Raw genomic sequence first — 12,917 nt, forward strand, 5'->3', positions numbered from 1 at the left:
GAAATACTTTTTTGTTTATTTTTTGCGTTTTAAAATTAATTCAATTCCAAACCAAAGTAAAGCGATAATTAAAGTTAGTCCTGAAATGATTAAACCTTTGTGTAAACCTGGAATTTGATAAGAGAAACTTATTTTGTGTTTCCCAGGGGTTAATTTTAAACCAACAAAAGCTAAATTCGTTTTTAAAACAGGGACTTGATGACCATCTACGCGTGCACTCCAACCACTAGAATAAGGAATCGATGATGTTAAAATTCCCTGTTTGTTAGTAGTGATTGAACCCGAGACACCATTATTAGAGAATTTAATATTTTGTAAAGCATGTTGTTGAATCTTTTTAACCGCTTGATAATATGGTTTGCCCAAAGGTTCAGCGATTAATTTAACATTGAAATGATAAGTTCCCAATTTAGATAAATCAAGTTTGAGTTTTTTGGGTAATTTATGATAATAACCAAGATTCATCGTACCTTGATCAACCACACTATAAAATGAGGTGCTACTTGGGTGGCGTTGAACAATTTGTTCTTGAGCCTTACTTGATTTCACGGTAATTTTATAACTTTGATCAGTTAATTCTTTAAAAATATTCGAACGTAAATAATACATATCATAATAACGATGATTAAAATCTAAATTTGTTTCTGGTTGACGAATTTGAGAATTTAATTTTGCTGCTTTTTGAATTTCAATTAATTTTGACATTGTAAAAGGAGCATAATTAATTTTATTGAATTGCAGATGTAATTCACTGTCTAGATATTTTTGTGGTTTTTGCAGCTGCAATGTATATTCTTCATCCGGATCTTGCTTGATAATTTTTTGAGTGTTCAGTTCAATTGGTTGCTCATCTTTTAAATGATTGGAATAAATTTTAAAAGGAACGTTCTGACTTAAAGTTTTGTAATCTTTAAATAGTGATAAATCTTTCGCTGAAGTATCTTGAGAAATTAAGACGGCTTGTGCTAACAGACGTTCTTTTTGTGTTGCATTTAAACGTTTATAATCTTTAGGTTTAATCACAGTATCTTGCCAATAAATTAATGGAAAGGCATATTTAGTTTTGTAGCGAATAGTTTGTTGATCGTTTTTTTGGTTACCATAAGGATCAGGAATTAGGGTGGAAGCTTGATCTTGGTGATAACCAGCTGGAATTTTTTTAGCATTTGGCTGATTAATCATCATGAATAAGTAACGTACTCCAAGGAAGTTATTTAAAACAGTGCGATCATCAACCTGACCTAATGGAATATTAGCTAAATATTGAATGTTTTGCATGTCTTGGCTAAATGTTCCAATGTTTTTATTTTGTAAAGAATAAAATGAATTAATGGAATTTAAAGGTGAATTGATAGAATTTGATAAAGCGAGATAATTTAAACTACCACCTAAATCATAATTTTTGCTGATGGTGGAAACTCGGAATTCATTAGATGGTTTGATATTTTGATCTAAATTATAATATCGGTTCTTTTGTAAATTTGCATATTCACCTTGCATTAACATTTTGTTCGCAAAACTATTGTTGAACGGTGCTGCAAAATAAACGCCATTTAAAATAACATTTAATAATAAAGTCCCTAACATTAATTGGCGAGCTTTTTGAGTTGTTTGTGATTTTGTATTAATTAAATAAATAACACTTAAAGAAATCAACAAGAAAATAATTGGTATAAAGAGCTTTTCGTTATTTTTAATAAAATAAATTAAAGTTACTAAACTACCATATACTACAGTAGAATAGGCAAAAATTTTCAGTGTTGTTTTTGATAAATGATTAATATTTTCAAACAGAATCGCAGTAGCAAATGCCAAGGCGAAACAAAGCATAAAAGTCCAACGATTGGATGGCGACATCATCCCGTTTAAGAAAGCACCGCCTGCTGGAATTAATAGGATAATAAAACTTAAACCGAAAATGGTAGCTAATAAAGGATAGTCTTTTGCTTTAATGAAAATATAAATAATCGCAAAAAAGACGACACTCGCAAAGCCTAAAGCGCTCCAAAATAGTAAATTATTACTACCACCATTGATTAATTGACTGGGAAGTAATAAATAATATGATAGTGGATATAATTTCAAACCATTCGCAAAGGCGGAATGACTGCGTGTTGAATTTAATGTGAAAATAATTTCTGGAATTAAAACAAAGGCTGATAATGCTAAACTACCAATAGTCGCCCAAGCTAAAGTGAAGAGTGTTTTCAATAATTTGAATTGTGGATCTTTACGATAATAAAAAAGATAACGTAAAACTACATAAACCATTGCACCGATGCCGAGCATATAAGCAAAATAAAAATTGCTAATTAACATCCAAGTGAAAACAGCTAATAAAGGCCATTTGGAACCATTTTGAAAAACTTTCTCTAACGCAATAATAATTAATGGGAAGAGAATAAAAGCTGTTGTAAAAAATGGTTGTGCTAAGTGCGCATATTCTAAAAATGTATTAAAAAGATAAACTAAAGATCCGGCAACAATTGATAAAGTCGATAATGAAAAATGATTTCCAAAATAACAAAAAGCTAAACCGGCACAATATAATCTTAAAATAACAATTAATTGATAAGCGATGACAATCTTACTTGCTGGAAATAACAAACTTAGATAAGAAAAAATATCACCAATATTATAGTAAGAATAGATGGACAGTGTATCGGCACCCAATCCGAATTTCCAAGACCAATGATTTAATGGTTGGAATGGATGTTGTAAAAATTCAAGAACTTGACTACGAAATGATGTTAATAAGGGCAAGTGCTGAACAGTAGCGTCAGCAGACCAAATTAAAGTATGACCTGTAATAAAATAAGTGCTGTAAATAAAAAAAGTGACACACAAAAAAGCGAGTGTGTATGTTAGATATAAATGTTTGTGTTTTTTTGAATGTATCGAAAACTGCACGAAAAAATCCTCCCCTTAATGTTACTTAGCAAATATACCATAAATCAGAAACTTACGGTTGCTAAAAGGGCAGGATTTAATGTCTTTTAAGAAAGTTTAATTAACGCTCGTTAAATGTTTTGATTAAACTTTCAGTGAATTGTTGTAAAGCTTGTAAATCATCAGGCTCATCAGGTGCTAAATTAATTTTAACGGGTGTGGCACCACGTGTTGCACCGGCTTTTTCGAAAGCTGCATCAAATTTAAGAACAGCAGCACAGAAATCATCACCATAAAATGTGTCGCCAGATCCAGCTACACCGAAAATTTTTCCGCTTAAATCAGCATCTTCTAAATCTTCGTATAAGTCTAAACCTTCATCTGGTAAAGAACCACCACTATAAGTATATGGACACATTACGCAAAAATCAGCATCTTCTAAATCACTTAATTCAATCATAGCTGCATCTTCAATTTCTGTTGTAATATCATTTTCTTCAAATGTTTCAGCAATTAAATCAGCAATATCTTCATTGTTCCCTGTAATGGAAGCATATAATACTTTAGCAACAGGCATGGATAAAAAACCTTCTTTCTTTAATAAATTGACAATATAAATTATAACAAACGCTAGATAGAATACATAATAGATATTTTTTAATCGAACTATTTTCTCTGAAATGCGTTATAATAAACAAGAATGAGTTTTATCAGGAGGATTAATAGAAATGATTACATTAAAATCACAAAGAGAAATTGAAGAAATGGCAAAGTCAGGTGCGATTTTAGCCGGAATGCATAAAGGGTTACGAGAAATTATTAAACCAGGAATTTCCAGTTGGGAAATTGAAAAATTTGCGCGTAAATATTATAAAGAACAAAATGCGATTGCAGAACAAATTGGTTTTGAAGGTTATGAGTATGCAACATGTGTCAGTGTAAATGATGAAATTTGTCATGGTTTTCCACGTAAAAAATTAATTTTAAAAGACGGTGACTTAATTAAAGTCGATACAGTTGTTAATTACAACGGTGCCATGAGTGATTCTTGCTGGAGTTATGTAGTTGGTGAATCAACACCAGAAATTGATCGTTTAATGGAAGTTACAAAAAATGCTTTGTATTTAGGGATTGAACAAGCTCAAGTAGGTAACCGCATTGGTGATATTGGAGCTGCAATTGAAAAATACGTTGAAGAAGAAAATGGATATGGTGATGTTCGTGAATTTATCGGTCACGGAATTGGACCAACAATGCATGAAAGTCCAAATGTTCCCCATTATGGTGAAGCTGGTAAAGGCCTTCGTTTACGTGAAGGAATGACAATTACTATCGAACCTATGGTTAATATGGGTAAACGTGATGTTATGATGGATGATCCAAATGGTTGGACAGCCCGGACAGCTGACGGTAGCTTATCGTGCCAATATGAACATACAATTGCTATTACAAAAGATGGTCCTAAGATTTTAACATCTCAAGATCCAGAACGAGATAAAGATTATTTATTAAAATAAAATGTTATGTAGCTGAAATGAGGTCAAAAGACTTTGTTTCAGCTTTTTTGTTAAATTATGTTAAGATGGAATTTGAAGAATTACCAAAAGGGGGGAGAAGAGTGCGCAACAATCAAACAATTCAAAAAATTAGTTCGTTTTGTAAGTTAATTATTTCACGAACTACCGAAGCGAATATCAATGGTTCGGCAATTGTGATTGCTTACTATATGTTGTTAGCGATTTTCCCAGCGGTGATTTTAATTGGGAATATTGGCCCTTTGCTGCATGTAGATCCGATTAATATTTTGAATTATTTAAGTCAGGCCGTTCCACCATCTATATATAAAACTGTTGAACCGATTATTACGAGCTTTTTGAAAAATGGTTCTGGTAGTACAGCTTCGATTAGTGGGTTGATTATTTTGTGGGCTGCTAGTAAGGGGTTAAATGCTTTAAAACGAGCTTTAAATTATACGTTTGGAGTTGGAAAAAGCCAAGGGTATTTAGCAATTCGTTTCTTATCGATTATTATTACGATTATTTTTGAAATATTAATTATTGTCTTATTTATTGTTTTTAGTTTTGGACAAATAGTTTTAGATTACATAGTGCCCATTTTACATTTGTCTGATCAAGTGTTAGCGATTTTTAATCAAATTAAGTTACCAACGACATTTATTGGAATCTTTATTGCGATTAGTGTGATGTATTATTTATTACCAAATGCTAAAATTCATTGGCGAAGCATCTTTCCTGGGGCTTTGTTAGCTACAGTGGGTTGGGTGCTGCTCTCCACTGGGTTTTCATTGTATATTAAATATTTTGTGCGTTCTTTAGCTTTATATGGAACGTTAGGAACTTTGATTGCTATTTTATTTTGGTTAAATTATACAAGCTGGATTATTTTATTTGGAGCTGCTGTTAGTGCAGCTATTGAAACAAAACAGTATGGTGAGATTAAACCGAAACGTAAAGAATTAGCTGAATTTTTACAAAATGTACAACATAAAAAAGAAAAATAACCTTAAATCAATTTTATTTGATTTAAGGTTATTTATTTAGAATTGTTCATCTAGATGTTCATCTAAATAAGTTTGAATTTGCGAAAGTGAGAAACCTTTTTTATAGAGAGCTTGTTTGAGTTTGTTAGCGACTTGATCAGGATGTGTGCGGTTGTAACGGCGTAATAATTTATCTGCTTGAAAAGTTAATGCGGCTTGTTCAGCATCTTCATCAGGTTGTAAATCTAAATGCGCTATAATTTCATTAATTAAATCACCGGAATAACCTTTTTTTAAGAGGTTAACTTTAATTTTATTTTGGCGAATAAAAAAGGCATCTTTTTGATATTTACGAGCACTTTTTTCAGCGAGATGACAGCCGTTTTCTAATTGGAGTTCATACGGATATTCAAGGAGCGCTTCCGTAATTAACTCCGGATCGATTTGTTGGAGTTTTAATTTTTGACTGATTTGTTGTGGTCCGAGTTTATTAATTCTCATTTGTGTTCGGACGTAGCTTTTAGCATAATTTAAATCATCGATTAAATTTAATTCACAGAGTTTATCAATAATTTCTTCACGATCTGATTTTGATAATTCAAAATCGTTGAGAAATTGGTTAATTTCTTTTTGGGTACGTAATTTATATGAAAGGTAATTTAATGTTTTTTGGTAAGCTTTGGCAACTTCATCAGCTTGAGTAATTTGTTCGATTTCAGCAGGAGATAGTTCTTGTCCTTTAGCTAAAGTGAAACGAATTAAAGTTGATTCACTAACTGCAAAAGCGTATTGATTATTGATAAAAATATTAAAACGACCTTTGCGTTTTTGGGTAGTAATTTTGGTAATAATCTGTGCCATAGTTAAGATCCTTTCTACATCATGCTTATTTTAAGCATAGCATGATTAAGAATAGAAAAAAAGTTTTACTAAAAGTGTCTTGAGATGAGACGTGTTATAATAAATAAAATACGAAAAGAGCGGAGTACAAACGTGAAAGAAAAACAAAAAACACCATATAAGAAGAAAAATTTTAAAAAGAAACCTTATCAAAAACAACAAGTTAAATTTAAAGACAAGCAAAAATGTGTTGTAACAATTAAACGCTTAGGAATTAATGGGGAAGGAATTGGATATTATAAACGGAAAATTATTTTTATTCCGAATGCTTTACCCGGTGAAGAAGTTTTAGTAGAAATTGTTAAAGAAGAAAAAACATATGCGATTGGTCAAATTGTAAAAATTAGAAAGAAAAGTAAAGATCGTGTGCAACCACGGGATAATTATGATGTTGGTGGGATTGAACTTGCGCACTTAGCATATCCGGCACAATTAGCTTTCAAAAAAGATGTAGTCAGTCAATCGTTAGCTAAATATCAACCAGCTGGTTATCAAAATTATGAATTACGAGATACTTTGGGAATGGATGATCCTTATCAATATCGGAATAAAGCTCAGTTCCAAGTTCGTAAAAATCCGCAAGGTGAAATCATGGCTGGATTATATAAACAAAACAGTCATTATTTAGTTGATTTACCAACATTTAGTACGCAACGCCCCTTAACTATGAAAGTTATGCGGACGGTTGTTCGTTTGTTGAAGAAGTGGAATGTTTCGATTTATGATGAAAAACGAAATCGTGGCACATTAAAAACAATCGTTGTACGTGAATCATTTGCGACAAAACAAGCACAGTTAGTTTTTGTTACAAGTACACCAAGATTAGAACATGCTAATGAGTTAATGCGGGATATTATTTTGCAATTACCGGAAGTTATTTCAATTATGCAAAATATCAATCCAGGTCGAACATCTTTAGTATGGGGTGATAAAACCCAACATTTGTATGGTAAAGAGTTTATTCAAGAAAAATTAGGTTCCGTAACATTTAATTTATCAGCACGGGCCTTTTTCCAAATGAATCCTGTTCAAACTAAAGTTTTATATGATGAAGTGAAAAAAGCGTTAGATTTACAACCTGATGAAACTTTGGTTGATGCTTATTGTGGTGTCGGAACAATCGGGTTATATGTGTCGGATGATGCTAAAGAAGTTCGTGGAATGGATATTATTCCAGAAGCGATTGAAGATGCTTGTGAGAATGCTAAACTTTCACAACGTAAAAATGTTAAATATGAAACTGGTAAAGCAGAAGATCTGTTCCCAAAATGGGTGAAAGAGGGGTTTGTTCCAGATGCTTTAGTTGTTGATCCACCAAGAACAGGTTTAGACGAACGTTTAATTCAAACAATTTTAAAATATCGTCCGAAAAAATTTGTGTATGTTTCATGTAACCCATCGACCTTAGCTAAAGATTTAGTTAAATTAACCCAAGCTTACCATGTTGATTATATTCAATCGGTTGATATGTTCCCACAAACAGCACGGTGTGAGGCTGTTGTGAAGTTTACTTTGAAAGATAAAAAAGATTAAACAAATAAAATCTTAGTGATTTAGCGTGATGTTTGGTATAATAATTTTGATATCGGTGTAATCCACAACCTTGTTTATAGAAAGCTGGGGTTATATGCGTCATACAAGAGGGCCTCGCGAAGGCGAATTTATTACCATTAAAAGTTATAAACATGATGGTAGCTTACATCGAACGTGGCGAGATACAATGGTGCTTAAAACTAGTGAAAATGCATTAATTGGTTGTAATGATCATACATTAGTTACGGAGTCTGATGGAAGAAGATGGGTTACAAGAGAACCAGCATTAGTTTATTTTCATAAACATTATTGGTTTAATATTGTAACGATGATTCGGGAGACAGGTGTTTCCTATTATTGTAATCTAGCATCTCCTGCAATTTTAGATAAAGAAGCTTTAAAGTATATTGATTATGATTTAGATGTTAAAGTCTTTCCAAGTGGAGAGAAAAGACTGTTGGATGTTGATGAGTATGAAGCTCACAGTGCTAAATGGCATTATTCAGCAGAAACCGATCGCATCTTAAAACAAAATGTACGAACACTGGTGGAATGGATCGAAGAAGAAAAAGGTCCTTTTTCCAAGCAATATGTTGATATTTGGTACAATCGCTATTTAGAATTGTCGCGTCGACAGTAATTTACCCGTTTATACTTAAACAATTCCTGTGAAATCATACGATTTATGATTCACAGGTTTTTTATTCAAGAAAGAAGAGGTGATAATTTTGTTAAAAAAGATTTATAAAAAAGAAATAATGTATTGGACATTGGAAGTTTTATTAGTTACATTAATTATTTTTGTGTGTACGCAAATTGATTTTATTTTTAAACCAATTGGAATTTTTATCTCGACATTATTTACACCAGTTTTAATTTCTGGTTTTTTATTTTATTTGTTGAATCCGTTAGTGAATTTATTAGCTAAAATTCAAATATTCAAAAAACATCGAGGTTTAGCAGCTTTATTAGTAATTAGTTTGTTAGTTTTATTATTAATTGGAGCTTTATGCTATCTCATTCCACAAATTGTTACACAGATCGAACAATTAATGGGTAATTTACCAGGTTATTTAAGTGATTTACAACATTATTTAAAAGATTTAAGTCATAAAAAAGCTGGTCCAAGCTGGTTAAAGAATATTGATTTTCAAAGTGTCTTCACAACAATTCGGACTTATATTGAACAAAAATTCAATACGATTTTAGCAACATTAAGTTCAAGTATTGGAGCGATTTTTGGAGCAATCACAAGTGTTACAATTACATTGGTAACAGTTCCGTTTATGTTATTCTATATGTTAAAAGATGGACAAAAATTATTACCAGCTATTAAAAATAAAGTGCCAATGAATCAAGCTGATAAAGTTGGAGAAATTTTAAGTAAAATGAGTGGAACCATTTCAAAATATATTTCCGGACAAGTCATTGAGTGTTTGTTTGTTGGGACATTTTTAGCGATTGGTTATCATTTTGTTGGGATTAAATATGCTTTATTAGTCGGCGTATTTGCGGGATTGATGATTGTTTTACCTTATGTTGGACCATATATTGGTTTAGTGCCAGCGTTATTATTGGCTTTACCAATGGGAATGAAGACCGTAATTTTAACAATTATTGTATGTATTGTTGTACAACAAATCGATGGTAACTTAGTTTATCCAAATGTAATTGGTAAAACTTTAGATATTCATCCCTTAACAATTATTGTATTATTACTGGTAGCTGGAAATTTAGCAGGTTTAATCGGAATGATCATTACGGTTCCGTTATATGCTGTTGTAAAAACCTTAGTCCAATATTTATATGATATTCATAAATTAAATAAAGAAACTAAACAGAAGGAAGCTTGATATAGCATGATATTTATGCTAATTTTGAGTTAAAGAATTCTGATAATAAATCAAAGAAATAAGGATGAAATTATGACAAAAAAAATAGCAGTTTTAGGTGCCGGTTCTTGGGGTAGTATTTTAGCGAGTGTCCTCATTGAAAATGGCCATCAAGTCGCTTTATATTCTAATTCACCAGAACAAGTTGCAGAATTAAATAATAAACATACAAACTCACATTATATTCAAGATTATACTTACTCACCAAAATTATACGCAACAGTTGATTTAAAAGAAGCTGTGACAGATGCAGATGTTGTTTTATTTGTTGTTCCAACAAATGTAACACGGATTGTAGCTAAACAATTAACACCAATCTTAGCTGAGTTAGGGACAAAACCATTAATTGTCCACGCAAGTAAAGGTTTAGAATTAGGTTCTCATAAACGTCTTTCTGAAGTCTTAGCTGAAGAAATTCCAAGTGAAAACCGTAGTGGAATTGTTGTGCTATCAGGTCCAAGTCATGCTGAAGAAGTAGCTCGTCAAGATATTACTTTAGTAACAGCAGCGAGTGATGATTTGGCTAATGCAACTCTTGTGCAAGATATTTTTATGAATGATTATTTCCGCATTTATACCAACACTGATGTAGTCGGAGTTGAAATGGGTGCTGCTTTTAAAAATATTATTGCCATTGGTGCCGGTGCTTTACACGGTTTAGGTTATGGTGATGATGCTAAAGCCGCTTTAATGACACGTGGTTTGGCGGAAATTAGTCGGTTGGGAATTGCCTTTGGCGCAGATCCATTAACATTTATCGGTTTATCCGGTGTTGGTGATTTGATCGTAACATGTACAAGTGTTCACTCACGTAACTGGCGTGCTGGTAATCAACTAGGTCAAGGTAAAGATTTAGCGACTGTTAAAGAAGAAATGGGTATGGTTATTGAAGGTGTTAATACATGTCAAGCCGCCTATGAATTAGCAGCGCAAAAGAATATTGAAATGCCGATTACAGAAGCAATCTACAATGTTTTATATCGTGATCAAGATGTTAAAAATGAAATTGCGAAATTAATGCAACGTGAAGGTCGTTCTGAATCTGATAATAAATAACAAAAAGCTTTACAACTTATTTTTAATAATGAGTTGTAAAGCTTTTTTATTGTTGTTTTTTTAATGTTTTTTGTTTTAATTCGCGCCAAGAAATTTTTTCTGTTGTATGGAAAATAAACCATTTGCTGAAATAATAGTTTAAAATACCGACTAAAATTAAATCGATTACTTTAATTAAATTAGGGTAATCAACAATAAAGTGAACTCCGACAAACATAATGACAGTATCTAAAATAAAAGAAAATAAGCGGATATTTACAAAAGATAAAAATTCTTGCCATGTATCAGACCAGGAACGAAATTGGGAATGAAAGACATATTTTTTGTTAGTTATAAATGTGAAAATCATCGCAATGACGTAAGCAATTACATTTGATACTAAATAAAACATATTTAAATTTTCGGTTAAAATATGGAAAACAAGTAAGTTAATTAAACTTGCGAGCGTTCCATACAATGTATATGAGAGAAAATTATGGTATTTTTTTAAAAGTTTATTCATAAGAAAACTGAATGCTCAATGAGCGATACGAGTTTAGTCACTCCTTTCGTAGAGAGTGTAAAATTAAAGATTGATAAAGATATTTTACAAAAGTAATATCAATCTGTATTCCGGACGTAATATGTTATATTTGAATTATACTAAAAATATTCGAATTAGACTACTATACAATAGGCTAGTGAATTGCGTATAATAAAAGTTACGGATTAAATTTTAATAGGTGAAGATAATGGGAAAGTTAAAAACTAAATATATTACAAAAAGTAGTGAAAACCGTGAGCAAAAAAAATGGTGGGCGCTCCGCGGAATTAACTTTGAAGTTAATGAAGGCGAAGCTGTTGGCCTAGTAGGATTTAATGGTTCAGGTAAAGCAACATTATTAAAAATTTTAGCTGGACAAAGTGAACAAACAACAGGGTTTATTACATGTGATGATCCAATTAATTTTGCTAGCTTGTCCAATTTACAAGACGAAAAACTAACTGGTTTAGAACATATTAAAAAAATAATTCATCAAACTAAAATGGATGAATTTAAAGCAGATCATTTAACAAATGCAATTGTTAATTTTATGGATTTAGGATATTGGGTTTACCAACCGATTGAAACTTATTCTTTAGAAATTAAAGCACGTTTAGTTTTAGGGATAGCATTATTTGTTGAACCAAAATTAGTTTTAATTGATGAAGTTTTGATGTTGTTAGATATGCCTTTTTATCAGACTGTTATTCATAAGATTCAAACGTTAAAAGATACCGGCGTGTCTTTTGTTATTGCTGATTCACGTAGTTTGGTTGTTGAAACATTATGTGAAAGAACATTATGGTTACAGTTTGGTCAAGCGCAAGATTTTGGACCAACATTAGATGTAGTGCAACAATATGAATATGTTAATAATTGGTTTAATGGTTTAACATTACCTGAAAAAAATGAATTTTTAGCAGTAAAAGAAAAAGAACAAGTTGATTTTGACATCGATGATTTATATGAAGAATTTAAAGTTGAACAATTTAATAATGGATTTACACGTAAAGATGAACCGCATATGCGCCGACAATTTTATTTTGAACGTGGGGCTGATCCAATTGAACAAGCTAAAAAAATTCAAAAAACAAATGAACAAAAAACGAAACAAAAACCTGCCAAAAAAGGATTTAAACGATTTGTTTATACAGTGTTAACATTAGTTGTATTAGCTGCGGGAGGATTCGCAGGCTATGAAGCATATTTGAATTATTTTACAAAACCTGAGTTAACACATGAAGAAATCCAAAAGAAAAATGAATCTCAAGTCCAATCTTCCTTGAAAAAAGCTGATCATAAGTCAGCTACATCAAAAGAAGAAAGTAAAAAAGAAAAAGTGTCAACTAGTACAAAAGAGTCACAGAAAAAAGATTCTGCTAAAGAAGAGTCAAAAGTTGAGCCTGAAGCAACGAAAGAAAAAGAAACGACAGCTTCAACAGATGAAAATGTTCAAAAAATTAATGTGAACTCTGGAGACACTTTAGGTGGCTTAGCTGACAAATATGAAACAACGATTCAAAAAATTCAAGAGTTAAATCAAATGGGAGAGTCAGAGCAGTTGATTGCTGGTCAAACATTAAAAGTTCCCAAATAAAAAATTAAAAGAATATTTAAGTAGGAG

At 31.6% G+C, this 12,917-nt stretch carries 11 protein-coding genes; 7 read left to right on the forward strand and 4 right to left on the reverse strand.

Annotated features, from left to right (window positions below):
* Positions 1–15 precede the first annotated feature (15 nt).
* Positions 16–2,910, reverse strand: coding sequence for a YfhO family protein (locus G540_RS0101360; RefSeq protein ID WP_027106542.1), 2,895 nt, complete (start codon positions 2,908–2,910; stop codon positions 16–18).
* A gap of 100 nt (positions 2,911–3,010) precedes the next feature.
* On the reverse strand, positions 3,011–3,466 hold the full coding sequence (locus G540_RS0101365) for a flavodoxin (RefSeq protein WP_027106543.1): 456 nt from the start codon (positions 3,464–3,466) through the stop codon (positions 3,011–3,013).
* Between the two features lie 151 nt (positions 3,467–3,617).
* Between G540_RS0101365 and map the strand changes: the two genes are divergently transcribed.
* On the forward strand, positions 3,618–4,406 hold the full coding sequence (gene map / locus G540_RS0101370) for a type I methionyl aminopeptidase (protein ID WP_027106544.1): 789 nt from the start codon (positions 3,618–3,620) through the stop codon (positions 4,404–4,406).
* Between the two features lie 101 nt (positions 4,407–4,507).
* A complete protein-coding gene (locus tag G540_RS0101375; RefSeq protein WP_051188911.1) occupies positions 4,508–5,410 on the forward strand; it encodes a YihY/virulence factor BrkB family protein in 903 nt (300 codons plus the stop codon).
* 36 nt (positions 5,411–5,446) lie between these two features.
* Here G540_RS0101375 and recX read toward each other — a convergent pair whose 3' ends face one another.
* Entirely contained in the window at positions 5,447–6,250 is an 804-nt protein-coding gene (gene recX, locus G540_RS0101380) for a recombination regulator RecX (protein WP_027106546.1), read from the reverse strand.
* 84 nt (positions 6,251–6,334) lie between these two features.
* On the opposite strand from recX, the gene rlmD reads away from it, so the two are divergent.
* The 4 genes from rlmD to G540_RS0101400 all read left to right on the forward strand — a co-directional run bounded on the left by rlmD (position 6,335) and on the right by G540_RS0101400 (position 10,770).
* Positions 6,335–7,822: a 23S rRNA (uracil(1939)-C(5))-methyltransferase RlmD gene (gene rlmD / locus G540_RS0101385; RefSeq protein ID WP_081653517.1), complete on the forward strand. Its 1,488-nt coding sequence runs from the start codon at positions 6,335–6,337 to the stop codon at positions 7,820–7,822.
* A 94-nt stretch (positions 7,823–7,916) separates the two neighbouring features.
* Positions 7,917–8,462: a nucleoside tri-diphosphate phosphatase gene (gene ntdP / locus G540_RS0101390; protein ID WP_027106548.1), complete on the forward strand. Its 546-nt coding sequence runs from the start codon at positions 7,917–7,919 to the stop codon at positions 8,460–8,462.
* 88 nt (positions 8,463–8,550) lie between these two features.
* Complete coding sequence (locus G540_RS0101395; protein ID WP_027106549.1) at positions 8,551–9,675, forward strand: AI-2E family transporter; 1,125 nt, start codon at positions 8,551–8,553, stop codon at positions 9,673–9,675.
* Positions 9,676–9,747: 72 nt separating this feature from the next.
* Positions 9,748–10,770, forward strand: a complete 1,023-nt coding sequence (locus tag G540_RS0101400; protein WP_027106550.1) for an NAD(P)H-dependent glycerol-3-phosphate dehydrogenase — start codon at positions 9,748–9,750, stop codon at positions 10,768–10,770.
* A 46-nt stretch (positions 10,771–10,816) separates the two neighbouring features.
* On the opposite strand, the gene G540_RS0101405 is transcribed toward G540_RS0101400, so the two are convergent.
* Entirely contained in the window at positions 10,817–11,272 is a 456-nt protein-coding gene (locus G540_RS0101405; RefSeq protein ID WP_027106551.1) for a GtrA family protein, read from the reverse strand.
* 229 nt (positions 11,273–11,501) lie between these two features.
* Here G540_RS0101405 and G540_RS0101410 point away from each other — a divergent pair, with 229 nt between their 5' ends.
* Positions 11,502–12,890, forward strand: coding sequence for an ATP-binding cassette domain-containing protein (locus G540_RS0101410; RefSeq protein ID WP_027106552.1), 1,389 nt, complete (start codon positions 11,502–11,504; stop codon positions 12,888–12,890).
* The last annotated feature ends 27 nt before the right edge of the window (positions 12,891–12,917 follow it).

The sequence above is a fragment of the Ligilactobacillus ceti DSM 22408 genome, assembly GCF_000423245.1.
Classification (GTDB): domain Bacteria; phylum Bacillota; class Bacilli; order Lactobacillales; family Lactobacillaceae; genus Ligilactobacillus; species Ligilactobacillus ceti.

Excerpts from the sequence above, each read along its gene's own strand:
- recX (WP_027106546.1), bottom strand. The coding sequence starts at position 6,250 with ATGGCACAGATTATTACCAAAATTACTACCCAAAAACGCAAAGGTCGT.
- G540_RS0101410 (WP_027106552.1), top strand. The coding sequence starts at position 11,502 with ATGGGAAAGTTAAAAACTAAATATATTACAAAAAGTAGTGAAAACCGT.
- G540_RS0101400 (WP_027106550.1), top strand. The coding sequence starts at position 9,748 with ATGACAAAAAAAATAGCAGTTTTAGGTGCCGGTTCTTGGGGTAGTATT.
- G540_RS0101405 (WP_027106551.1), bottom strand. The coding sequence starts at position 11,272 with ATGAATAAACTTTTAAAAAAATACCATAATTTTCTCTCATATACATTG.
- rlmD (WP_081653517.1), top strand. The coding sequence starts at position 6,335 with ATGAGACGTGTTATAATAAATAAAATACGAAAAGAGCGGAGTACAAAC.
- G540_RS0101365 (WP_027106543.1), bottom strand. The coding sequence starts at position 3,466 with ATGCCTGTTGCTAAAGTATTATATGCTTCCATTACAGGGAACAATGAA.
- ntdP (WP_027106548.1), top strand. The coding sequence starts at position 7,917 with ATGCGTCATACAAGAGGGCCTCGCGAAGGCGAATTTATTACCATTAAA.
- map (WP_027106544.1), top strand. The coding sequence starts at position 3,618 with ATGATTACATTAAAATCACAAAGAGAAATTGAAGAAATGGCAAAGTCA.